The 22,641-nt window shown below is 61.3% G+C and carries 19 protein-coding genes and 1 pseudogene; 8 read left to right on the top strand and 12 right to left on the bottom strand.

All coding sequences use genetic code 11. The features are described from left to right. Position 1: 1 nt before the first annotated feature. The 4 genes from E4T63_RS22950 to lpxC all read left to right on the top strand — a co-directional run bounded on the left by E4T63_RS22950 (position 2) and on the right by lpxC (position 4,432). A complete protein-coding gene (locus E4T63_RS22950) occupies positions 2-868 on the top strand; it encodes a cell division protein FtsQ/DivIB (protein WP_007961636.1) in 867 nt (288 codons plus the stop codon). 15 nt (positions 869-883) lie between these two features. Beyond that, positions 884-2,143 carry a cell division protein FtsA gene (gene ftsA, locus E4T63_RS22945; RefSeq protein ID WP_003228014.1) on the top strand — a complete coding sequence of 420 codons (1,260 nt, stop codon included), beginning with the start codon at positions 884-886 and terminating at the stop codon, positions 2,141-2,143. Positions 2,144-2,211: 68 nt separating this feature from the next. Continuing rightward, the gene (gene ftsZ / locus E4T63_RS22940) at positions 2,212-3,408 is read left to right on the top strand and encodes a cell division protein FtsZ (protein ID WP_007961637.1); all 1,197 of its coding nucleotides are present in this window, start codon (positions 2,212-2,214) and stop codon (positions 3,406-3,408) included. 112 nt (positions 3,409-3,520) lie between these two features. Beyond that, positions 3,521-4,432 carry a UDP-3-O-acyl-N-acetylglucosamine deacetylase gene (gene lpxC, locus E4T63_RS22935; RefSeq protein WP_007961638.1) on the top strand — a complete coding sequence of 304 codons (912 nt, stop codon included), beginning with the start codon at positions 3,521-3,523 and terminating at the stop codon, positions 4,430-4,432. A gap of 176 nt (positions 4,433-4,608) precedes the next feature. Here lpxC and E4T63_RS22930 read toward each other — a convergent pair whose 3' ends face one another. From E4T63_RS22930 to E4T63_RS22900, 7 genes are all read right to left on the bottom strand, one after another. Next, a complete protein-coding gene (locus E4T63_RS22930) occupies positions 4,609-6,117 on the bottom strand; it encodes a sensor domain-containing diguanylate cyclase (RefSeq protein ID WP_135296530.1) in 1,509 nt (502 codons plus the stop codon). 197 nt (positions 6,118-6,314) lie between these two features. Continuing rightward, a complete protein-coding gene (locus tag E4T63_RS22925; protein ID WP_135296529.1) occupies positions 6,315-7,631 on the bottom strand; it encodes an OprD family porin in 1,317 nt (438 codons plus the stop codon). Between the two features lie 197 nt (positions 7,632-7,828). Continuing rightward, positions 7,829-8,050, bottom strand: coding sequence for a hypothetical protein (locus E4T63_RS22920; protein WP_096795481.1), 222 nt, complete (start codon positions 8,048-8,050; stop codon positions 7,829-7,831). 304 nt (positions 8,051-8,354) lie between these two features. Further along, positions 8,355-9,719, bottom strand: coding sequence for a heavy metal sensor histidine kinase (locus E4T63_RS22915; protein WP_135296528.1), 1,365 nt, complete (start codon positions 9,717-9,719; stop codon positions 8,355-8,357). Then, entirely contained in the window at positions 9,709-10,386 is a 678-nt protein-coding gene (locus E4T63_RS22910) for a heavy metal response regulator transcription factor (protein ID WP_065261356.1), read from the bottom strand. The genes E4T63_RS22915 and E4T63_RS22910 overlap by 11 nt, the downstream gene beginning before the upstream one ends. A gap of 9 nt (positions 10,387-10,395) precedes the next feature. Beyond that, positions 10,396-13,497 carry a multidrug efflux RND transporter permease subunit gene (locus E4T63_RS22905; RefSeq protein ID WP_135296527.1) on the bottom strand — a complete coding sequence of 1,034 codons (3,102 nt, stop codon included), beginning with the start codon at positions 13,495-13,497 and terminating at the stop codon, positions 10,396-10,398. Beyond that, on the bottom strand, positions 13,494-14,654 hold the full coding sequence (locus E4T63_RS22900) for an efflux RND transporter periplasmic adaptor subunit (protein WP_135296526.1): 1,161 nt from the start codon (positions 14,652-14,654) through the stop codon (positions 13,494-13,496). The genes E4T63_RS22905 and E4T63_RS22900 overlap by 4 nt, the downstream gene beginning before the upstream one ends. A gap of 827 nt (positions 14,655-15,481) precedes the next feature. Between E4T63_RS22900 and E4T63_RS22895 the strand changes: the two genes are divergently transcribed. The 4 genes and pseudogenes from E4T63_RS22895 (at position 15,482) to E4T63_RS22885 (ending at position 17,878) form a co-directional block, all read left to right on the top strand. After that, on the top strand, positions 15,482-15,787 hold the full coding sequence (locus E4T63_RS22895) for a type 1 fimbrial protein (protein WP_135296525.1): 306 nt from the start codon (positions 15,482-15,484) through the stop codon (positions 15,785-15,787). 112 nt (positions 15,788-15,899) lie between these two features. Continuing rightward, positions 15,900-16,139, top strand: coding sequence for a hypothetical protein (locus E4T63_RS22890; RefSeq protein WP_003228000.1), 240 nt, complete (start codon positions 15,900-15,902; stop codon positions 16,137-16,139). A 149-nt stretch (positions 16,140-16,288) separates the two neighbouring features. Then, positions 16,289-16,570, top strand: a pseudogene (locus E4T63_RS29080) (PAS domain-containing protein); the annotation flags it as partial. Between the two features lie 204 nt (positions 16,571-16,774). Beyond that, complete coding sequence (locus tag E4T63_RS22885; RefSeq protein WP_432431710.1) at positions 16,775-17,878, top strand: methyl-accepting chemotaxis protein; 1,104 nt, start codon at positions 16,775-16,777, stop codon at positions 17,876-17,878. A 140-nt stretch (positions 17,879-18,018) separates the two neighbouring features. Here E4T63_RS22885 and E4T63_RS22880 read toward each other — a convergent pair whose 3' ends face one another. From E4T63_RS22880 to norR, 5 genes are all read right to left on the bottom strand, one after another. Further along, a complete protein-coding gene (locus tag E4T63_RS22880; RefSeq protein WP_135296523.1) occupies positions 18,019-18,768 on the bottom strand; it encodes a YkgJ family cysteine cluster protein in 750 nt (249 codons plus the stop codon). 86 nt (positions 18,769-18,854) lie between these two features. Continuing rightward, entirely contained in the window at positions 18,855-19,178 is a 324-nt protein-coding gene (locus E4T63_RS22875) for a hypothetical protein (RefSeq protein WP_007968394.1), read from the bottom strand. 145 nt (positions 19,179-19,323) lie between these two features. Next, entirely contained in the window at positions 19,324-19,782 is a 459-nt protein-coding gene (locus E4T63_RS22865) for a GNAT family N-acetyltransferase (RefSeq protein WP_135296522.1), read from the bottom strand. A 27-nt stretch (positions 19,783-19,809) separates the two neighbouring features. After that, on the bottom strand, positions 19,810-20,712 hold the full coding sequence (locus E4T63_RS22860) for a chemotaxis protein CheV (protein ID WP_027612166.1): 903 nt from the start codon (positions 20,710-20,712) through the stop codon (positions 19,810-19,812). A gap of 307 nt (positions 20,713-21,019) precedes the next feature. Continuing rightward, positions 21,020-22,579, bottom strand: coding sequence for a nitric oxide reductase transcriptional regulator NorR (norR, locus tag E4T63_RS22855; protein WP_135296521.1), 1,560 nt, complete (start codon positions 22,577-22,579; stop codon positions 21,020-21,022). Positions 22,580-22,641: the final 62 nt, after the last annotated feature.

Genomic DNA, 22,641 nt, shown 5'->3' with positions numbered 1-22,641 from the left:
CATGCAAGGCGCTCATCTCAGACATCAGCCACCCGCACCCGGCCGCAAGCCGGTGCCGCGGGGTGCCAGCCGAATGGTGGCCAAAGAGCCGATGTCCGCGCGCCTGCCGAAAGCCAATTTCGGCTTTCTGAAAAGCCTGTTCTGGCCGGTGCTGCTGGTGGCGCTCGGGTTCGGTACCTACGAAGGCGCGCAGCGTTTGCTGCCTTACGCTGACAGGCCGATCACCAAGATCGCCGTGCAGGGCGACCTGAGCTACATCAGTCAGCAAGCGGTGCAGCAGCGAATCGCCCCGTACGTGGCGTCGAGCTTCTTCACCATTGATCTGGCCAGCATGCGGACCGAGCTTGAGCAGATGCCATGGATCGCCCACGCCGAAGTACGCCGGGTGTGGCCGGATCAGGTGGTGATCCGCCTCGAAGAGCAACTGCCGGTGGCCCGTTGGGGCGACGAGTCGCTGCTCAACAACCAGGGTCAGGCCTTCACGCCAAAGGAGTTGGCGAACTACGAACACCTGCCACAGCTGTTCGGCCCACAACGGGCCCAGCAGCAAGTGATGCAGCAGTATCAGGTGCTGAGCCAGATGCTCCGGCCGCTGGGCTTCTCGATCGCGCGCCTGGAACTGCGTGAACGTGGCAGCTGGTTCCTGACCACCGGTGCCGGCAGCTCCGGCCCCGGCATCGAGTTGCTGCTGGGACGCGGCAACCTGGTGGAAAAGATGCGCCGCTTCATTGCCATCTATGACAAGACGCTTAAAGACCAGATTACGAACATTGCGCGCATCGATCTGCGCTACGCCAACGGCCTCGCTGTTGGCTGGCGGGAACCAGTAGCGCCGACGACAGCCCAACCCGCTGTCGCAAAGAATTAAGAAGAGGCAGGACCCATGGCAAACGTGCAAAGCGGCAAAATGATCGTCGGTCTGGATATCGGCACCTCCAAGGTGGTGGCGCTGGTAGGCGAGGTCGCGGACGACGGCACGCTGGAAATCGTCGGTATCGGTACTCACCCGTCCCGCGGCCTGAAGAAGGGCGTGGTGGTGAACATCGAGTCCACCGTGCAATCGATCCAGCGCGCGATCGAAGAAGCCCAACTGATGGCGGGCTGCCGCATTCACTCGGCGTTCGTCGGCGTGGCCGGCAATCACATCCGCAGCCTGAACTCCCACGGCATCGTGGCGATTCGTGACCGCGAAGTGAGCTCGGCTGACCTGGAGCGCGTACTCGACGCCGCCCAGGCCGTGGCGATCCCGGCTGACCAGCGCGTGCTGCACACCCTGCCGCAGGATTACGTGATCGATAACCAGGAAGGCGTCCGCGAGCCTCTGGGCATGTCCGGCGTCCGTCTGGAAGCCAAGGTTCACGTGGTCACCTGCGCCGTCAATGCTGCCCAGAACATTGAAAAATGCGTGCGTCGCTGCGGTCTGGAAATCGACGACATCATTCTCGAGCAACTGGCCTCGGCCTACTCGGTACTGACCGACGACGAAAAAGAGCTGGGCGTGTGCCTGGTCGACATCGGCGGCGGCACCACCGACATCGCGATCTTCACCGAAGGCGCGATCCGCCACACCGCGGTGATCCCGATTGCCGGTGATCAGGTGACCAACGACATCGCCATGGCGTTGCGCACCCCGACCCAGTACGCCGAAGAGATCAAGATCCGCTACGCCTGCGCCCTGGCCAAACTGGCCGGTGCCGGCGAAACCATCAAGGTGCCGAGCGTTGGCGACCGTCCACCGCGCGAACTGTCGCGTCAGGCCCTGGCCGAAGTGGTCGAGCCGCGTTACGACGAACTGTTCACCCTGATCCAGGCCGAACTGCGTCGCAGCGGCTACGAAGACCTGATCCCGGCGGGCATCGTCCTGACCGGCGGTACGTCGAAGATGGAAGGTGCCACCGAACTGGCTGAAGAAATCTTCCACATGCCGGTGCGCCTGGGCGTGCCGCATGGCGTGAAGGGCCTGGATGACGTGGTGCGCAACCCGATTTATTCCACTGGCGTGGGCTTGTTGATGTACGGCCTGCAGAAGCAGTCCGACGGGATCTCGTTCTCGGGCATCGGCAGCCGCGACAGCTACAGCAACGATGAGCCACAGGCACCGTTGCTGGACCGATTGAAGAAGTGGGTTCAAGGCAACTTCTAACGCTTTACCGCAACACCGCTACAAAAATGCAGTAGGCGAAAAAACTAGAGAATGTAAGGAGAGGGAAAATGTTCGAACTCGTAGACAACATCCCCGCAAGCCCGGTAATCAAAGTTATCGGTGTTGGCGGTGGCGGCGGCAACGCTGTCAACCACATGGTCAAGAGCAACATCGAAGGCGTCGAATTCATCTGCGCCAACACTGATGCTCAAGCGCTGAAAAACATCGGCGCGCGCACCATCCTGCAACTGGGCACCGGCGTGACCAAAGGTCTCGGCGCTGGCGCCAACCCTGAAGTAGGTCGTCAGGCCGCTCTCGAAGACCGTGAGCGCATTGCCGAAGTCCTGCAGGGCACCAACATGGTGTTCATCACCACTGGCATGGGCGGCGGTACCGGTACCGGTGCTGCACCGATCATCGCCGAAGTGGCCAAGGAAATGGGCATCCTGACCGTTGCGGTCGTGACCCGTCCGTTCCCGTTCGAAGGCCGCAAGCGTATGCAGATCGCCGACGAAGGCATCCGCATGCTCTCCGAAAGCGTCGACTCGTTGATCACTATCCCCAACGAGAAGCTGCTGACCATCCTCGGTAAAGACGCAAGCCTCTTGTCGGCTTTCGCCAAGGCTGACGACGTACTGGCCGGTGCCGTTCGCGGTATCTCCGACATCATCAAGCGTCCGGGCATGATCAACGTCGACTTCGCCGACGTGCGTACCGTGATGAGCGAAATGGGCATGGCGATGATGGGCACTGGCTGCGCCAGCGGTCCGAACCGTGCGCGTGAAGCGACCGAAGCGGCCATCCGCAACCCGCTGCTGGAAGACGTGAACCTGCAAGGTGCACGCGGCATCCTGGTGAACATCACCGCCGGTCCTGACCTGTCCCTGGGTGAGTACTCCGACGTGGGTAGCATCATCGAAGCCTTCGCTTCCGAGCACGCAATGGTCAAGGTCGGTACCGTTATCGATCCGGACATGCGCGACGAACTGCACGTCACCGTGGTTGCCACCGGTCTGGGCGCGAAAATCGAGAAGCCTGTGAAGGTCATCGACAACACCGTTCACACCTCCATGGCTGCCGCTCAGGTTCAACAACCTGCTCCTGCGCGTCAGGAAGCTCCGGCGGTGAACTACCGTGACCTGGACCGTCCGACCGTCATGCGCAACCAGGCTCAGGCCGGTGCTGCGACTGCCGCGAAGATGAACCCGCAGGACGATCTGGATTACCTGGACATCCCGGCATTCCTGCGTCGTCAGGCCGATTGATGGAATGTATCAGGGCTATGACGGTGATTGGTGTTCAGCAAAGGCTCGGTCTGCTATTATCGCCAGCCTTTGTTGATACCAGTTCGCAATTTGCGCTGAAGCGGCCCAAGCCATGATTAAACAACGCACACTGAAAAATATTATCCGTGCCACAGGTGTAGGCCTGCATTCCGGGGAGAAGGTCTACCTGACCCTCAAGCCTGCGCCTGTCGACACTGGCATTGTGTTTTGTCGCGCTGACCTCGACCCTGTGGTGCAGATTCCTGCCCGCGCGGAAAACGTCGGTGAAACCACTATGTCGACGACGCTGATCAACGGCGACGTCAAAGTGGACACGGTAGAGCACTTGCTCTCGGCCATGGCTGGCCTGGGCATCGATAACGCCTACGTCGAGCTCTCCGCGTCCGAAGTCCCGATCATGGATGGCAGCGCTGGACCGTTCGTATTCCTGATTCAATCGGCTGGCCTGGAAGAGCAGGACGCCGCCAAGAAATTCATCCGCATCCTGCGTGAAGTGACAGTGGAAGACGGCGACAAGCGCGCCACTTTCGTCCCTTTCGAAGGGTTCAAGGTGAGCTTCGAGATCGATTTCGATCACCCGGTTTTCCGGGACCGCACCCAAAGTGCAAGCGTGGATTTTTCCAGCACTTCGTTCGTAAAAGAAGTCAGCCGCGCCCGTACTTTCGGTTTCATGAGTGACATCGAGTACCTGCGCAAGCACAACCTCGCACTCGGCGGCAGCGTTGAAAACGCGATCGTGGTGGATTCCGATGGTGTACTGAACGAAGACGGCCTTCGCTACGAAGACGAATTCGTGAAGCACAAGATCCTCGATGCGATTGGCGACCTGTACCTGCTGGGTAACAGCCTGATTGGTGAGTTCAAAGGCTTCAAGTCCGGTCATGCACTGAACAACCAGCTGCTGCGCAAGTTGATTGAGCAGACAGATGCGTGGGAAGTCGTGACGTTCGAAGACGCCAGCACTGCACCGATCTCTTACATGCGCCCGGTTGCGGCAGTGTAAGTAAAAAACCTCTCTAGTTTTTTGAAGGCCATCCCCGGATGGCCTTTTTTTATGCCTGCGGTTTTTGTGTTGCCTGGGCCGGCCTATTCGCGAGCAGGCTCGCTCCCACATTTGAAATGCATTCCCTTGTGGGAGCGAGCTTGCTCGCGAAGAGGCCAGTTCAATCGCCGCAAAAATCAGCCAGCCACCACCACCCGATTGCGCCCACCTTCTTTGGCCTGATACAGCGCCTTGTCTGCCGCAAACAGCAGTTGTTCCAGCGACATCTCGACCGTTGCCGTCCAGGTGCTGATACCGATACTGACGGTCATCGCCACGTCCGCGCCCTGGACCCTCGGCATCTGCTCGACCGCCTGGCGGATATGTTCGGCAATCTGCCCTGCGCCGCTGCTGTCGGTTTCGGCGAGAATCACCGAGAACTCTTCGCCACCGTAACGGGCGACCAGATCCCCTGGTCGTCGCACGTTCGCCGTGATTACCCTGGCCAGTTCGCGCAGCGCCTGATCACCGGTCTGATGCCCATGACGGTCGTTGAAGGCCTTGAAGTGATCGGCGTCGATCATCATCACCGACAGCGGCTTGCCCGAACGCTGGGCGCGGAACCATTCGTGGCGCAGCGACTGATCGAGCATCCGCCGGTTGGCCACGCCGGTCAGCGCATCGGTGGCGGCCAGTTGCGCCAGTTCACGTTCGGCGCGCTGGCGCAAACGCAGTTCGCGGGCAAGTAGCCAGGTCAGCCACAGCAGCCCGGCACACAGCACGCCGGTGGCGCCGCTGATCAACAGCGCCGTGCGGCGCCAAGTGCCGAACACCTCATCACTGGACAGCGCGACCATCACCGTCAACGGCAGATTGCCGACTCGCGAATAGGTGTAGAGCCGTTGCTGATGATCCATGCTCGAGGTGCTGGTGAAACTGCCGCTGCCATCCTTGTCGCCGAGAATCCGCACCACGTTGGGCCGGTTACCGAAACTCTTGCCGATGGAGTCGCTTTGCAGATAAGGCTTCTGCGCCAGCAGCACGCCGTCGCTGTTGATGATGTTCAGCGTGCTGTCTTTGCCGATATCGAGGCTGTTGAACAGTTGATCGAAGTAGTCGAGTTTCATCGACGCCACCGCCACACCGGCGAATTCTCCAGTGTCCGAAGAAATCCGCCGACTGAAGCTGATGCGCCACTGATTGGCTTCGTCGCAATCGCAGCGGGTCTTGAACGGGCGGCTGATGAACATGCCCATGTCACGGTTGAAGGCATGGGCGAGGAAATAATCGCGGTCGGCGAAGTTGCCCGGTTTGGGTTCGATGCGTGATGAGTCGGCGACCACATCGCCATGCTTGTCGAGCAGCAGGATGTCGCCCTTGAAGCGCGCGGTAGTGGAGCGGTCGAACAGCGCCAGATGGCGGATCTGCGGGGTGACGTCGCGCAGATCATCACGCTGGGCGGCGGCGATCAGGCCTTGCAAGGTCAGGTCGTACAGCTCGACCGTGCGCAGGACGTCGGCGTCGATCAACTGGGCGATGGTGGTGGCACTGCGGGTGGCCGCTTCCTGAGCGTTGGCGTGCTCACGAATCAGCAGAAAAGTGACGATGCACAGAATCGCGATCACGGTCAGCGAACTGCCGCAGATCAGCAGCAATTCGGGGCGTCCGGTCTTGCCCGCCAGAGGTGGGGTACGGCTCGCGATCATGATGGGGGCTGTCGGTTGGGAGGATCTTATTAGCGTAGTTGCATCAAGTCAGTGACGGTATTCCATTGTGGGAGCGGGCTTGCTCGCGAATGCGCCGTGTCATTCAACATTGATGTCGACTGATGCAGCGCATTCGCGAGCAAGCCCGCTCCCACAGGGTACATCTCTAAATTCAAGACCGTGGTGCAGGGGGGATCTTAGAAGACGTTGATCGGGTAGTCGACAATCACCCGGTATTCATCGGTATCGGTATCAATCGCGCCGTAACCGTTGCCACCCCGGTTGGTCGCCCATTGCAGGCGTACCGCGAGGTCTTTCGCCTGACCGCTCTGCACCACGTATTTCAGATCAAGGTCGCGTTCCCAGTGCTTGGCGTTGCGACCGTCAGCGCTGTACCACGAGGCATAGCCTTTGCTGCCCGGATCGACCTTGGTCAGGTCCACGGTGCCGCGCGAATAGGAAACTGCCGAAGTCAGGCCCGGCACACCGAGACCGGCGAAGTCATAGGCGTACTTGAGCTTCCACGAGCGCTCGTTCGGGCCGTTGAAGTCCGAATACTGTTGCGAGTTGTCGAGGTAAACGCTGTCGCCCTGGCTGATGTAGTCGAACGGCGTGTTGCCGTTCACGCGCTGGTACGCAGCGGTGACGCTGTGGTTGCCGATGCCGACGGTGAAATGCAGGCTGTAAGTGTTGTTGTCGATGTTACCCAGCAGCGCGTCGCCGGTGTCCTGCGTGTGATAGAAGTGCAGGCCCGGGTTGAGGCTGACCAGATCGGTCAACTGCCAGGTGTAATCCAGGTCGTAGTAGTACTGGTTCCAGATGTCCTTCAGCTCGGCGGCGTACAGATTGCTGGTAAGCCCTTCGACGCCGCTCCAGGACACGCCGGCCCAGTTCAGGTGACGGCTTTCGTCGCCCTCGGCGAGTTTGCCGTAGGACGTGCCGATGCGCTGGCGACCGCTCTGATTGTACGGCTTGGTAAAACTGGCCTGGCCACCTTCGAACATCCAGCCGTCGAAGCTGTGGTTGGTCAGGCTCACGCCACGAAAGGTCTGCGGCAACATGCGCGAATCACCGCCGGCAATCACCGGGTTGGTGAGGAACAGGTCACCGGCCTTCAGCTCGGTATCGAACGCGCGCATCTTCAACGTGCCGCCCGCAGTCGAGAACGAGCCCGGCGCTTTGCCGTTGCCATCGCTGATCGGCAGGATGCTCGAACCATCGGTACCGCCACCGCCGTCGAGCTTCAGCCCGAGCATGGCGTGGGCATCGATGCCGAAGCCGACCGTGCCTTCGGTGTAACCCGACTGGAAGATCCCGAGAAAACCCTGGCCCCACTCGATGTTGTCGTCCGTCTGCTGCAGACGGTTGCGATTCATGTAGTAGTTGCGGGCGTTGAGGTTGAGGCTCGAGCCTTCGATGAAGCCTTGTTTGGCGGCTTCGTCGGCGTGAGCGGCGGGGGCAATCGTTGCGGCAATTGCAATGAACAGCGAGGTGAAACTGACTGGGTAACGCACTTGCGACGGAGCTCCTTGGGTCAACTGACACTTCAATGTCTTGAGGTGCGGGATGTTTCTTGTTTTTTACAGACGAACCAAACGGCTTTCAGACCACAACGAAAAAAGGCCGCTGAAAGGCAGCGGCCTGGAAGGACGACGGTTGAACGGGAAGAGCCAAACAACCGCGTCGAGGGAAATGTTTCGCGGTGCGCGACTCAGCTGTCTTTCTCGGCCGCTTGAGCTTGGGAAGTGGCGGCTTGAGGGGCTTGCGAAGCGTCCTGCGACTTGGCCATCACTTCTGCCTGATACTGTTCGAAGGCGTGAGCGCGAGCGGCATTCTGCGCTACGAACGCTTGCGATTCTTCAGCCATCGCCATCGGCGACAGGATCAATGAGGACAAAACGAAAGCGCTGGCAATACCCATACTGTTGGACATCTTGAAAACCTTCTTGCTTGGCAAGTGCTGTTTGGTGCGGGCAAAGATAAGGTTGCCGGGCGCCGAGAAACAGCGTGATTTTCATAAATGACTGTTGCGCAGGAGGTAAAAGTCGAAGGTCTCGGTGCAGCCAAGAGCAACCCCCTCACCCCAGCCCTCTCCCCCAAGGGGGCGAGGGGGAAAGGGAGCAGATCGGGGGCTTTTCAAAACTTGAGTTCGACTGGATATTTCAGGTCGATGCAACTCCAGAGAACAGCTCGGTCAGTCCCCTCTCCCTCCGGGAGAGGGTTAGGGTGAGGGGCTTCTAAACAGGCAAATAAATGCCGAAGGTATTCATCCCCCGATCACTGCGCACAAACACATCGCCACCGTGCATCAGTGCAATCGCCTTGACGATCGCCAGCCCCAGCCCATGGTTGTTGCCGCTGTTGCTGCGCGAGGCATCGACCCGATAGAAGCGCTCGAACAAGCGCGGCAAGTGCTCGCTGGCAATCGGCGATCCGGGGTTGGCCACGCCGATGCTGACCTGATGCTCTTCAACTTCGATGTGCACCTCGATCACCTGGCCCGGCTCGGTGTGCTGCACGGCGTTGCTCAGCAGATTGATCAGTGCCCGGCGCAGATGCGCGATCTCGATCCGCACCTGCGCATCGCCACTGACGTGCACCTGCACTTGCGCGTCTTCGAGGATGAAATCCAGGTACTCGAGCGTGGTCGCGACTTCATCGGCCAAAGAAGTCTCGGTCAGTTTGGTGGCCTTGCTGCCCTGGTCGGCGCTGGCCAGAAACAGCATGTCGTTGATGATCGAACGCAGGCGTTCCAGCTCTTCGAGGTTCGATTGCAGCACTTCGAAGTAATGCTCGGCGGAGCGCCCGCGGGTCAGCGCGACCTGGGTCTGGCCTATCAGGTTGGTCAGTGGCGAGCGCAGTTCATGGGCGACGTCGGCGTTGAACGATTCCAGGCGTGAATAGGCCTGTTCGACCCGCTCCAGGGTTGAGTTGAACGAGTCGACAAACTGCTCCAGCTCCGGCGGCAAGGGCGACATGCGCAGGCGTCCGGCCCGCAGTGGCGGTGCCAGACGCTGGGCTTCGTGGGACAGTTTGATCAACGGCTTGAGACCGATCCGCGCCACCCAATAACCCAACGCCGAGGCCAGCAGCACACCGATAATCGCCAGGCTGACCAAGGCGATCAGCAGGTTGTGCTGAGTCTCGTGGAAGGTTTCGGTGTTGATGCCGATCATGAAGCGCAGGGGCGGGCGTTGATCCTTGGCCGGCAGTTCGGTCAGCAGCACTTTCAGCGGATAGGGATGGTCGGGCAACTGCAGGTCATGCATGCCCGTCGGGCCGTTGGCGAAGGCGCGGATCCGCGCGTCCGGCGCGCCGTACTCGTAACCGGGATCACCGCTGACCACCCAGAAACGAATGCGCTTGTCTTCCTCGCCGAGCAGCTTGAGCTTGGCGTTGATCTTCACCCAATGCTCGGGGGTGCCATAACGATTGAGGGCCGATTCGAGCACGCTATACCGCGCGTCCAGCTCGGCTTCCGGCAGCAGACCAAGGCCCTTGTCGACCTGCTGATAAAGCGCGCCGCCGATCAACAGGAACACCAGCAGCGCCACCAGCGTAAACATCCCGCTCAGGCGCAGCGCGATGGAATTACTGGACACCACGGCTCTCCAGCACATAACCCATGCCACGAATGGTGTGCAGCAGTTTCTCGTCGAATGGCCCGTCGAGCTTGGCTCGCAGACGCTTGATCGCGACTTCGACGACGTTGGCATCGCTGTCGAAATTAATGTCCCAGACCATCTCCGCAATCGCGGTTTTCGACAGAATTTCACCCTGACGCCGGGCGAGGACACTGAGCAATGAGAACTCTTTTGCCGTCAGATCCAGCCGGGTTCCGGCGCGGGTAGCCTTGCGGCTGATCAGATCGATCCACAGGTCGGCGATGCTCACTTGCACCGGTTCATGGCCGCCGCTGCGCCGGGTCAGCGCCTGCAGGCGAGCCACCAGTTCGAGGAAGGAAAACGGTTTGCCGAGGTAATCGTCGGCGCCGTCACGCAGGCCCCTGATCCGGTCTTCGACGCGCTCGCGGGCGGTGAGCATGATCACCGGGGTCTGCTTGCGCGCACGTAAGGCGCGCAGCACGCCGAAGCCGTCGAGGCCCGGCAACATCACGTCGAGGACGATCACCGCGTAGTCGCTTTCCAGCGCCAGGTGCAGGCCCTCGACGCCGTCGCGGGCCAGATCCACGATGTAACCCTGTTCCGTCAGACCGCGGTGCAGATAGTCCGCGGTTTTTTCCTCGTCTTCGATAATCAGAACGCGCATGACCCTGCCTCAGTCTGTGGTCGCCAGTGCCGTCGTGGGCATTGGTTTGGGCCTGTGGAACAGCCGCTCAAGCCACAAGTATATGACCGGCGTGGTAAACAGCGTCAGCATCTGGCTGACCAGCAAGCCGCCCACCACCGCGATCCCCAGCGGCTGGCGCAGTTCGGCGCCGGTGCCGTAACCGAGCATCAGCGGCAGGGCGCCGAGCAGGGCGGCGAGGGTGGTCATGATGATCGGCCGGAACCGCGTCAGGCACGCTTCGAAAATCGCCTCCTGCGGCGCCAGTCCGCGATTGCGCTGGGCTTCCAGGGCGAAGTCGATCATCAGAATGCCGTTCTTTTTGACGATACCGATCAGCAACACCAGCCCGATCAACGCCATGATCGAAAAGTCCTGACCGCAGATCCACAGCATGATCACTGCACCGAGACCCGCCGCCGGCAGGGTCGAGATGATCGTCAGCGGATGCACGAAGCTCTCATAAAGCACGCCGAGAATGATGTACACCGCCACCAGCGCCGCGAGAATCAACCACGGCTGACTGGCGAGCGAACTCTGGAATGCCTGCGCTGCGCCCTGGAAGTTGCCGCTGATTGCGGTCGGCATGCCGATCTCGGCCTTGGCCTGGTTGAGCAGGATCACCGCGTCGCCCAAGGCCACGCCGGGGGCCAGGTTGAACGACAGGTTGGCGGCGGGGAACATGCCGTCATGGGCAATCGACAGCGGGCCGATGGTCGGTGCGTCGAATTTCGCCAGCGCCGACAGCGGCACCATTTCCCCGCTCAGCGGCGAGCGCAGGTAGAAATAGTTGAGGCTTTCGGCCTTGCCGCGTTGCTTGGTGTCCAGCTCCAGAATCACGTTGTACTGGTTGACCTGGGTCTGGAACTCGTTGATCTGACGTTGACCGAAGGCGTCGTACAGCGCTTCGTCGACATCGCTGGCGGTCAGGCCGAAACGCGCGGCGGCGCTGCGGTCGATGCTGATGTGAGTGATGCTGCCGCCCAATTGCAGGTCGTTGGAAATATCGCGGAACGCCGGGTTGCTGCGCAGCTTTTCGGTCAGGCGCTGGGTCCAGGTGGCGAGGGTCGCGCCGTCGTTGCTCTTGAGCACGTATTGGTACTGCGCGCGACTCGGGCCGGAGCTGAGGTTGATGTCCTGACCGGCGCGCAGGTACAGGACGATGCCCGGGACTTTCATCAGTTGCGGACGAATGCGGTCGATGAACTGGCTGGCCGAGACGTCGCGGTCGCCGCGTTTTTTCAGGGCAATCCAGAAGCGGCCGTTGGCGATGGTCTGGTTGCTGCCGGACACACCGACCGAGTGCGAGAACGCCTGAACGGCCGGATCGGCGGCGACGATTTCGGCCATGGCCAAGTGTTTTTTCACCATGTCGCCGTAGGAAATATCCGCAGCGGCTTCGGTAGTGCCGAGGACGAATCCGGTGTCCTGAACCGGGAAGAATCCCTTGGGGATAAAGATGTAACCGGCAATCGCCAGTCCCAGCGACAGGCCGAATACGCCAATCATCAACTTCTGGTGGGCGAGGGCGCGACGCAGACCTTTTTCGTACCAGGCCAGCAAGCGTTCGCTGAAGCCCGGTTTGTCGTGGGCGTGGTGCACCGGTTTGCGCATGAACAGCGCTGCCAGCGTCGGCGCGAGGGTCAGCGACACCACCACCGAAATCAGAATGGTCGAGGTCGCCGTCAGGGCGAATTCCTTGAACAACCGCCCGACCACACCGCCCATGAATAGCAGCGGAATAAACGCTGCCACCAGCGAGAAACTGATCGACACCACGGTGAAGCCGATCTCGCCGGCACCTTTGACCGCCGCTTCGCGCATGCTGTCGCCGGCCTCCAGATGCCGGTGGATGTTCTCCACCACCACAATCGCATCGTCCACGACAAACCCGACCGCGACGACGATCGCCACCAGCGTCAAGTTGTTCAGGCTGAAGCCCAACAGGTACATCAGGGCGAAACTGGCGGTCAGCGATACACCGAGCACCGCCGAGACGATCATGGTCGCCGACAACTGCCGCAGGAACAGCGCCATCACCGCCACCACCAGCAGGATCGCGATCAACAGGGTGATCTCGACTTCATGCAGCGAGGCGCGGATGGTCTGGGTGCGGTCGATCAGGGTTTTCACCTGCACCGAGGCCGGGAGCATGGCTTCGAGGCCGGGCAGGGCGGCTTGAATGCGGTCGACGGTTTCGACGATGTTCGCGCCGGGCTGGCGCGAGATCACCAGGTTCACCCCGGGTTGATCACCGGCCCAGGCTTGCACGTAGGCATCTTCCGAACCGTTGACGACTTTGGCGACATCCCGCAGGTGAACCGGGGCGCCGTCCTTGTAGGAAACGATGAGTTGGCTGTAGTCCTCGGGTTTGAACAACTGGTCGTTGGTCGACAGCGTCGAGATGCTCGATTCGCCGTACAACGCGCCTTTGGCAAGGTTGAGACTGGTCTGCTGGATCGCCAGACGAATGTCGGCCAGGGTCAGGCCGATGGCCGCCAGTTTGTCGGCCGAGGCTTGCACGCGAATCGCCGGACGTTGCTGACCGGTGATGTTGATCTGGCCTACACCGTCGATCTGACTGATCTGGCGCGAGAGCAGGGTTTCCACCAGGTCGCTGAGTTCGGTGCCGGGCATTTGCGTCGAGCTGACGCTTAAGATCAGCACCGGGCTGTCGGCCGGGTTGACCTTCTTCCAGGTCGGCAGGGTCGGCATGTCCTTGGGCAGCTTGCCGGCGGCGGTGTTGATCGCGGCCTGGACTTCCTGAGCGGCGGTGTCGATGCTCTTGTCGAGAGTGAATTGCAGGGTCAGCAGGCTGGAGCCGAGCGCACTGCTGGAGGTCATCTGGGTCATGCCGGGGATGGCGCTGAATTGCACCTCCAGCGGCGTGGCCACGGACGAGGCCATGGTGTCGGGGCTGGCGCCGGGCAACTGCGCCGAGACCTGAATTGTCGGAAATTCCGCTTCCGGCAGTGGGGCGATCGGCAGGCGCGGGAAGGCAATCACGCCGACCAGCACCAATGCGATGGTCAGCAGAATCGTCGCGACCGGGTGATTGATGCACCAGGTGGAGACGCCTTTGTGCGCCTTCATGGTTTCGGCTCCGCTTGCACCACCTGTGGCGGCTCGCTCATGACCTGCACGGTCGAGCCGGGTTTGAGCCGCGACTGGCCGTCGGTCACCAGTACGTCACCGGCCTTCACGCCTTTGATGATGTCCTGGCCGCTGCCCTGATAGACCATCTGCACTTGTACGGCTTCGACTTTGTCGCCACTCACCCGGTAAACGAAGTGTTGATCGAGACCGCGCTGTACGACAGTGGGCGGCACCACCAGCGCATTCTTATCCAGTGCCGTCTGAATTTTTACCGTCACCAGCAGGCCCGGCCAGAGCTTCTGGCTGGCATTGTCGAATTCGGCCTTGGCGCGGATGGTGCCGGTGTTGGCGTTGATCTGGTTGTCGATCAGGGTCAGGTGACCTTCGCCGAGCAGGTTGCCGGTTTCACCGTCGGTGTCGGCGCCGATGTAGGCCTTGACCTGTGCGTGCTGCGGATCGTTGATCAGGCCCTGCAGGGTCGGCAGCATTTGCTGCGGCAGCGAGAATTCCACGGCGATCGGGTCGATCTGGGTCACGGTGAACAGGCCGGCGGTGTCGGTCATGCGCAGGAAGTTGCCTTCATCGACTGTACGAATACCGACGCGGCCGGTGACCGGGGAGCGGATCTGCGTGTAGGAAAGTTGTACTTGCGCCGCGTCGATCGAGGCCTGGTTGCCTTGGGCGGTGGCTTTCAATTGGTTGACCAGTGCTTGTTGCTGGTCGTAGGTCTGTTTGGAGACGCCGTCGTCGACGGTGAGCAGTTTGTAGCGCTTGAGGTTGACCAGGGCGACTTGCAGTTGCGCCTGGCTTTCGCCCAGTTGCGCGCGGGCCTGGTCGAGGCTGGCGCGGATCGAGCGGTCGTCGATGGTGGCGAGCAGGTCGCCTGCTTTGACGAGTTGGCCTTCCTTGACGAGGATTTTGGTGAGGATGCCGTCGACTTGTGGGCGCACTACGACGCTGTGTAATGAGAGTACGGAGCCGATGCCGCTGGTGTAGCGGGGGACGTCTTTTTCGCTGACCGTGACGACGCGGACCGGGATGGCGGTTGGGGTGGCCAGTTTGGTCGGGGCGGGTTTCAGGGTGTACCACAGACCTGCGCCTGCGAGGACGATCAACAGGGTGGCGAGCAGGGCTTTGTTCTTTTGGATTCGCATGCGGGGTGGGCGCCGGACGGAGTTTGGGCAGGGTTGTTGTCTTTATAAACCTGTCTGCAGGTCAGTAGGGTGACGGCTAGCTGTCAGCGCTGTCAGTTTCGCCGGGGTGTATATCCGTTTCTGCGGGTGTGGCTGATTACGGTTCCGCCCTTACGGCGGGTCACTTTTTACAAACGCCCGGAAGCCGGCCCAGTAAAAAGTAACCAAAAACGCTTGCTCCTGCGTTCGGCCCGCTCGCTGGGGCTCGGGGTCCCTTCGCTCCGGGATCGATCCGGGCGCAGCGCCTACGGTTTGCTTCGCTGCACCTCCTCTCGCTGTGTTTGGCTTCGCCAAACGGTCGCTGCGCTCCCACCCCCGGATCAATCCCTCCACTCAGCCTTCCGACGGGGCCGGCACGGCAAGATCAAGAGCTTTCGGCGAGCTGACACTCGGCCATTTGAGTGGTGAAGAGCGTGCGCTCGGCTTTAGCGCTTTGTTGGGAGCCAGCCTGCTGGCGATGGCGACCTGCGAGCCGACCACTCTCCACCTGACCACACCCATTCCAATTGTGGGAGCGGGCTTGCTCGCGAAGGCGGCCTGACAGCCGACCATTTTCCAGCTGAATGCACCCAATCCCATTGTGGGAGCCAGCCTGCTGGCGATGACGACAGTCCAGCCAGCGCCATTCAAAACCGTGACCATCCCCCCAATTCCACCACCCAATATCTCTAAATCGGAACGTTTGTGCCTCGCAACATCTACGCTCCTAAAGATCCGCCCCCACCCGCGGATAAACGTTGTACAGCCCGGCCGTCAAATTGAGCGGGCCTCTTCGGGAGTGTCGTGCAATGAATCTGAAAACCGCTTTGGCGAGTGTGCTTGTTTTGCTTCCATTGGCAGTCTGTGCCGCGCCGCAATCGACTTCCGGCGAGATCCGTTTCACCGGGCAGATTGTCGATTCCGGTTGTGCGGTGGAGCGTGCCGGGTCGTTGGCCTCCGATGTGTCCCGTCAGGTTGAAATCAAACCGGGTCTGCAAGTTGATGTGGATACCTATCGCAACGCTTGCAGCCATCAGTCGCTGCCGTTTTCCATGAACTATCAAGCGCTGAAGACGTCGAGCGATAAAGGCATCGTCACCATCACTTACCTGTAAACCGTTCGGCGAGCGGTGCAAATCTTCAGGTGCCGAGTCTGGGCGCGCAGGTATACTGCGCGCCTTCGCGGCTCACTGTTCGGGCCCGACTTTTTTGCTTTGCGGAGCTTTTATGACTTCCCCGACCCAACCGCCGGTTGACGACGCTGTGAGCGATGTCCCGGCTGAACTGGCTGACGCCAGCGAGAGCAAACCCGAGATTGCGGCTTTCAAATTCCCGTTCAAACCGGGTGAACTGGCGGCCGCCAAGGGTTCGAATCAGCCGTGGTACAAGAACGGCGCCAAGAACGGCCACACCAAGACCCCGGGCATGGCGCCGCCGGGCACCCGTCGCTCAATGGGCAAGCGCTGAGTTTCATCCCGCCTTCAGCCATCGACTGCGATTTTCGGTCGCAGTGATGGCTAAGTGCTCAGATCCTGAGCCAGATCAATATTTGACCAATTGGTGCGCTTAGAGTCAGCAGCCCTGCCGACTCTTCCCATAAAACGAGCGCGCTTTCCATGAAGATCAATCTCCCGGTAACCGGCCGTAACGTCGATGTGGCGCCGGACGCGAACATTCTTTCGACCACTGATCTGACCAGCGCGATCACTTACGCCAACGACGATTTCATCAGGATCAGCGGCTACAGTCGCGACGAATTGCTCGGCACGCCACACAACCTGTTGCGCCATCCGGACATGCCGGCGCAGGCGTTTGCGCACATGTGGCAGACGCTAAAGGGCGGGCGCTCGTGGATGGGGTTGGTGAAGAATCGTTGCAAGAATGGCGACCATTATTGGGTCAGCGCGTATGTCACGCCGGTCACGCAGAGCGGCGTGGCGGTGGAGTATCAGTCGGTGCGCACCCGGCCGGATGCACGGCAGGTGGCGGCGGCGGAGCGGGTGTACGCGCAGTTGCGTGGAGAGTTGAAGGGACGGCCGCCGCTGCCCACTTTAGGTCTGCGTGGCAGGATCACGGTGTTGGCCAGTGCGTTGCTGGGGCTGGTGTTGGGGATCGAGGCCTGGTTGCGTCCGGAGTCGGCATGGATCGATGGGCTGGCATTTGTTGTCGGCAGCAGTCTCTGCGCGTTGGGCGTGCGCTGGATCTTGCGGCCGCTGGAGCGGCTGAGCGAACGGGCGCGGCAGGTCGCGGACAATCCGTTGAGTCAGAGCATTTACACCGGGCGCCGCGATGAAATCGGCCAGATTGAATTCGCCCTGCAGATGCTCGAAGCGCAGGTCGGCGCTGTGGTCGGGCGCATCGGTGATGCATCGCAGCAGTTGGCCGGGCATGCGGCGCAACTGGTTGATCATTTGCAAAGCAGCCACAGCAGTTCGTTGGCGCAGCAAGCGGAAACCGATCAGGTGGCGGCGGCGATTCATCAGATGGCCGCCAGCGTCGCGCAAGTTGCCAGCCATGCGCAGCAGGCGTCGGTAGCGGCGGACATGGCCGGCACGGAAACCCGCGAAGGGCATTTGCTGGTCGGCGAGAGTCGCAGTGCGGTGTTGCGTCTGGCCGAGGAGTTGCGGCGGGCGACCGAGGTGATTCATCAGCTCGAAGGCCACAGCAGCGAGATTTCCGGGGTGATGGAGGTGATCCGCAGCATTGCCGAGCAGACCAATCTGCTGGCGCTCAACGCGGCGATCGAAGCGGCGCGCGCTGGTGATGCCGGGCGCGGTTTTGCAGTGGTGGCCGATGAGGTGCGCGGGTTGGCGCAACGCACGCAGCAGTCGACCAACGAGATCCAGCGGATGATCAGCAGCCTGCAAAATGGCGCGCGCGATGCAGTGCTGGTGATGCAGCAGAGCAGCGAGCATGTGGATAACAGCGTCGAACAGGCACAGCGCGCGGCGCGGGCACTGGACGGGATCAGTGAGCGGGTCGAGCAGATCACCGAGATGAGCCTGCAGATTGCCGCGGCGGTGGAGCAGCAGAGTGCGGTGAGCGAGGACATTAATCGCAACATCGTCAGCATTCGCACGTCGTCGGAATTGACGGTGGATGAGGGGCGGCAGAGTCAGCGTAACTCTGAGGACGTGGCGGGGCTGGCGGGGGATTTGCGGTTGCTGGCGCGGGAGTTCTGGGGACGGCGGCAGGTTCGGGATTGATGCTGTTCCCACTGGCCTCATCGCTGGCAAGCCAGCTCCCACAGGTTTGTGAGTTGATCATTTATTCTGTGTACAACTCAAAACCCTGTGGGAGGGGGCTTGCTCCCGAAGGGGCCATTGCAGGCAGTACAAAATCCGGATCAAGCCGCCCGCAGCGAAATAAACGCATACGTCTGCGCCGGCTCCGTCACTACCTGCGCACCGGCCGCCAGCAACTGCCCAGCCACATCATCCCCGGACAAATGAAACAGCCATTCACTGGACGTTCCACTCAGCGGCTGTGCTGAAACCTGATCGATCACAGCCGCAAAAGCGTCCATCTGCGGCAAATACGCGGTAAACCCGTCGCCCTTGAGCGCCGTAGTGCGAATCCCCAGCGCCGCGCAGATTGCATCCTTGATCCGGATGTCATCGCGATCAGCCTGGCGCGAACGCTGGATCAACGCCAGCAGTTCCTGATCGACCAGCTCCCCGCCGACAATCAGCAGCGGCCCCTGTTGCCACGATTCTGGCGGGCAATCCTTGGCCGCCGGGTTGAGCGGGATGTGCGGATTGATTTCTGCCGGATAAATCCTGCACACCAACGGTCGGCGTTCGTAAATGCGGCACAGGTTTTCTTCGTCAAGATTCCGGCAGCGACCGACGTTGTAGGCGGCGAAGGTGATGGCCACGTGGGCCTCGGTCGTGCCGCTGCGTACCACCAGCGAACGCCGTTCGGCGTGTTCACGCTGCTGCGCCGGCAGGCCCAGGCCGTTGCCGAGAAAGGCCTCCACCAGCACGATCACCTGACCGCCATCCGCCGCCCACATGCGGGCTTCGGCGAGGGTCAGGGGCACATGGTGGTCGGTGCAGCATTTGCCGCAACCGACGCAGGAAAATGTCGTATTCATTGCACGATCAATCTTCAATCAGAGTGTGATACGGCGACGTAAAGTCGCCAGGCTGAGGCTGATCGAAGCAAGTTGTGCGCCAGCCCTCAGGGCTTGGCGGTCGGGCGGATCGAATCCCATTCGGTGACGAACGCGGTTTTCGACTTTTTGCTGTACAGGCACAGCTCAGTGCCTTGCTGGCCTTTCATGTGTTTTTGCGGGTATTGGCCTTGCAACAGCACGGCGGTGTAGCCGACGCGGTCATCGAATTGCGCGGGTGTGCCGACGGGTTTGGCGTCTTTCAGGCCGCTGGCCTTGGTGCAGCTGGCGAGCACGGTTTTGTCGTAAGCGGCCCAGGCGTCGGGGCTGGAGGCGTGGGCCTGTGAGGCTAGGGCGGTGAGGCAGAGCAGGCTCAGGGAGAGGGTTTTCATGGTTGGGCATCCTTGGTTTGGCCAAGGTTTGAGTATGCCTGAGGGGGAGAAGTTGCCTGGGCCGGCCTCTTCGCGAGCAAGCCCGCTCCCACAATTTGGAATGCGTTCCCCCTGTGGGAGCGGGCTTGCTCGCGAAGACGGTCGATCAGTCCGGCACAAGTTCCCGGCGAACCACAATCATCCCGGCACTCTCATACAAACGCTGCGCCCGCAGATTGTCTTCCAGCACCTTCAGATCGACAAATCCTTCGCGCCTTTGCTGAAACACCTTGAATGCATTCAACAGCAACGCCCGACCCAAACCTCGGCCCTGAGCGCGCGGATGCACCACCAGATTCTTGATGTACGAACTGGTCCAGCATTGCGCCACGCCGATCACGCCTTCGTTATCGCGGGCGATGAAGCACAATTCAGGATCGTATTCGGCATCGCTTTCAAACCGCTGCTGCCACTCCTCCAGTGCCGGCACGCGACCACCGCCTTCGCGGTAGCCGAGTTGCATCAGCTGATGCACCGCCGCCGCCAGTTCCGGACGATAGGTGCTCAGCTCAATGCCTTCCGGCCAGTGGATCGGCGGCACGCCTTGGCGAAGGTCGCGCCGCATCAAAAAGCAGTATGTCTGGCCCAAGACTCAGTGACCGTTGGCGGCGACGTGTTTGGCCGCTTCGATCAGGCGCTGGGTCAGTTCCGGCGAGGAGAACTTGGTCAGCACCGCGTTGGCCCCGGCCAGACGCGCCTTCTCGCTGTTCATCGCGCTGTCGAGCGAGGTGTGCAGCAGCACGTAGAGGTGGGCGAAGTCCGGCGTCTCGCGCAGGGTGCGGGTGAAGGCGTAGCCGTCCATCTCGGACATTTCGATGTCGGAGACGATCAGGTTGATCTGTTGCGCGGTGCCTTGCAGATCCAGCAGGCAGTCGATGGCTTCCTTGGCACTGCGCGCGGTGTGACATTGCAGGCCTAGGTTGCGCAGGGTGTGCACCGATTGCTGCAACGCTACCTGGCTGTCATCGACCACCAGAATCCGCGCGTTGCCTAACACTTCGGCGTCTTCCATGCTCAGGTCGGTCGGGGCCATTTCGATCTGCGCCGGGGCGATGCTGTGGATGACTTTCTCGATGTCGAGCACTTGTACCAGTGTGCCGTCCACCGAGGTCACGCCGGTGATGTAGGCGCGCGAGCCGCCGGAGCCGAACGGCGGCGGCTTGATGTCGGTGGTCAGGCAATGGACGATTTTGCTCACCGCCTGAACGTGCAGGCCCTGCTTGGAGCGGCTGACGTCGGTGACGATCAGGCAGCCGCCGTTCGGGTCTTCCAGCGGTCGCTCGCCGATGGCGCGGCTGAGGTCGATCACCGACAGCGACGCGCCGCGCAGGGTGGCGATGCCTTTGATGTGCGGATGCGACTCGGGCATTTTGGTCAGCGGCGGGCAGGGGATGATTTCACTGACTTTCAGCAGGTTGATCGCCATCAGCTTGCCGCTGCGCAAGGTAAACAGCAGAAGCGAAAGTGAATCTGCGCGGGCTTTGTTGGAAGACATAAAAACCTTCTGTGGAAAAAGGTGATGGGCGAGGGTGCAAATCGCCAGAAACTATTGATGCCGGGTTATCGGCGTTAACGGGGTGGGCTTTAGGTCGGTTATCGGCTGGCGGCAGATCCAAAGCCCCTCACCCCAGCCCTCTCCCGAAGGGAGAGGGGGCCGAACGAGGTGTCTGGCGCTGTACATCGACCTGAATGACCGAGTCGATTATGGATTCAGTACAGATCTCTCACGTCGGCGGAATTCTTGAATATCCCCCAATCAGTCCCCTCTCCCTCCGGGAGAGGGCTAGGGTGAGGGTGTGCTTTTAGCTCTTCATCCCCAACCGCTTGGCCATCCGCCCAAGATTCGCCCTATCCAGCCCCAGCTCCCGCGCCGCACTCGCCCAGTTATCCTGATTGCGTTCCAGCGCCGCACTGATCAAGCGGCGCTGATACTCCTCAGTGGCGCTGCGCAAGTCGCCATTGATCAACGGTGCCACGGCTAAAATATTGGCAGTAGGCGCGGGCGAGTTATCCACAAGCTCACGCGGCAGATCCAGATCCGCCGCGCTCAAACTGAGGATCTTCGGCCGCACCTTGCAATTGCCCAGTGCCTTCAGCGCGCTACGCCCGATCAAGTGTTCCAGTTCGCGCACGTTGCCCGGCCAAGTGTAGGCGAGCAACGCGTCCTGGGCATCGCTACTCAAACGCAGGCTGTTGAGGCCCATGCGCGAGCGGTTCTGTTCCAGAAAGAAGCCGCTGAGCAGCAACACATCGCGGCCGCGATCGCGCAGCGCCGGGACGCGCAGCGGGTACACGCTCAAGCGGTGATAGAAGTCGGCGCGGTAGCGGCCGCTGCGCACTTCTTCGGCCAGATCGCGGTTGGTCGCGGCGATCAGGCGCACATCGACCTGATGTTCCTTGTCCGAGCCGAGCCGCTGCAACTGGCCGCTTTGCAGCACGCGCAGCAACTTGGCCTGTACGGTCAGCGACAGTTCGCCGACTTCATCGAGAAACAGCGTGCCGCCATTGGCCAGTTCGAACTTGCCGCGGCGGTCGCTGGTGGCGCCGGTAAAGGCGCCGCGCACGTGGCCGAACAGTTCGCTCTCGACCAGGGTGTCGGGCAGGGCGGCACAGTTGAGGCTGATGATCGGTTTGTCGGCGCGCGGCGAGGCGGCGTGGATCGCTTGCGCCACCAACTCCTTGCCGACCCCGGTTTCGCCGGTGATCAGCACGGTCAGGTCGCTGCCGCCGACCAGATTGATTTCCTCCACCAGCCGTTTGTGCGCCTTGCTCTGGCCGATCATTTCGCGTTGCTGCTGGCCGCTCGCCTGGCGGTAGACCTCGGCGCGTTGGTGTTCGTCTTCGGCACGCAGCGCCAGGCGCTCAATGCGTTCGGCGGCGTTGACCGTGGCCGAGGCGAGACTGGCGAACGCTTGCAAGGCGTCGAGTTCGATCGGCTCGAAACGCTCCGGATCGAGCGCATCAAGGGTGATCAGGCCCCAGAGTTTTTCATCGACGAACAGCGGACAGCCGAGACAGTCATGTACCTCAAGGTGATCGCCCAGACCATCGACCAAGCCGTCGTAAGGATCGGGCAAGTCGCTGTCGGCGGCGAACCGCGTTGGCCCGGCGCCGTCCAGCAGGATCTCGAAACGGGGATGTTCGCTGACCTTGAAGCGCCGGCCGAGGGTGTCGGTACTCAAACCATCCACCGCCAGCGGCACCAGCCATTCGCCGTCCAGGCGCAGCAACGCGGCGGCATCGCACGGCAGCAGGGCGCGCATGGCTTCGAGCAGGCGCCGATAGCGCTCGCCCTCGGGCAGTTCGCGGGACAGGTCGGAGACCAGTGGCAGTAGAGCGGTGAGCAGGGATTTGGCGGTCATGGTCTTGTAGTCAAAGAGACTCGATGTAGTCGCGATGACTATAAAACGCTTTGAGTCTAAAT

Source organism: Pseudomonas fluorescens (genome assembly GCF_004683905.1).
GTDB lineage: Bacteria > Pseudomonadota > Gammaproteobacteria > Pseudomonadales > Pseudomonadaceae > Aquipseudomonas > Aquipseudomonas putida_A.
This window is presented reverse-complemented; position numbering and strand designations above follow the sequence as displayed.

Coding starts and splice junctions, on each gene's coding strand:
- E4T63_RS22930 (WP_135296530.1), bottom strand. CDS start 6,117: ATGATCGCGAGCCGTACCCCACCTCTGGCGGGCAAGACCGGACGCCCC.
- E4T63_RS22875 (WP_007968394.1), bottom strand. CDS start 19,178: ATGAAAACCCTCTCCCTGAGCCTGCTCTGCCTCACCGCCCTAGCCTCA.
- E4T63_RS22880 (WP_135296523.1), bottom strand. CDS start 18,768: ATGAATACGACATTTTCCTGCGTCGGTTGCGGCAAATGCTGCACCGAC.
- E4T63_RS22900 (WP_135296526.1), bottom strand. CDS start 14,654: ATGCGAATCCAAAAGAACAAAGCCCTGCTCGCCACCCTGTTGATCGTC.
- ftsA (WP_003228014.1), top strand. CDS start 884: ATGGCAAACGTGCAAAGCGGCAAAATGATCGTCGGTCTGGATATCGGC.
- E4T63_RS22865 (WP_135296522.1), bottom strand. CDS start 19,782: ATGCGGCGCGACCTTCGCCAAGGCGTGCCGCCGATCCACTGGCCGGAA.
- E4T63_RS22910 (WP_065261356.1), bottom strand. CDS start 10,386: ATGCGCGTTCTGATTATCGAAGACGAGGAAAAAACCGCGGACTATCTG.
- E4T63_RS22895 (WP_135296525.1), top strand. CDS start 15,482: ATGAATCTGAAAACCGCTTTGGCGAGTGTGCTTGTTTTGCTTCCATTG.
- E4T63_RS22950 (WP_007961636.1), top strand. CDS start 2: ATGCAAGGCGCTCATCTCAGACATCAGCCACCCGCACCCGGCCGCAAG.
- E4T63_RS22860 (WP_027612166.1), bottom strand. CDS start 20,712: ATGTCTTCCAACAAAGCCCGCGCAGATTCACTTTCGCTTCTGCTGTTT.
- E4T63_RS22920 (WP_096795481.1), bottom strand. CDS start 8,050: ATGTCCAACAGTATGGGTATTGCCAGCGCTTTCGTTTTGTCCTCATTG.
- E4T63_RS22905 (WP_135296527.1), bottom strand. CDS start 13,497: ATGAAGGCGCACAAAGGCGTCTCCACCTGGTGCATCAATCACCCGGTC.
- norR (WP_135296521.1), bottom strand. CDS start 22,579: ATGACCGCCAAATCCCTGCTCACCGCTCTACTGCCACTGGTCTCCGAC.
- E4T63_RS22890 (WP_003228000.1), top strand. CDS start 15,900: ATGACTTCCCCGACCCAACCGCCGGTTGACGACGCTGTGAGCGATGTC.
- ftsZ (WP_007961637.1), top strand. CDS start 2,212: ATGTTCGAACTCGTAGACAACATCCCCGCAAGCCCGGTAATCAAAGTT.
- lpxC (WP_007961638.1), top strand. CDS start 3,521: ATGATTAAACAACGCACACTGAAAAATATTATCCGTGCCACAGGTGTA.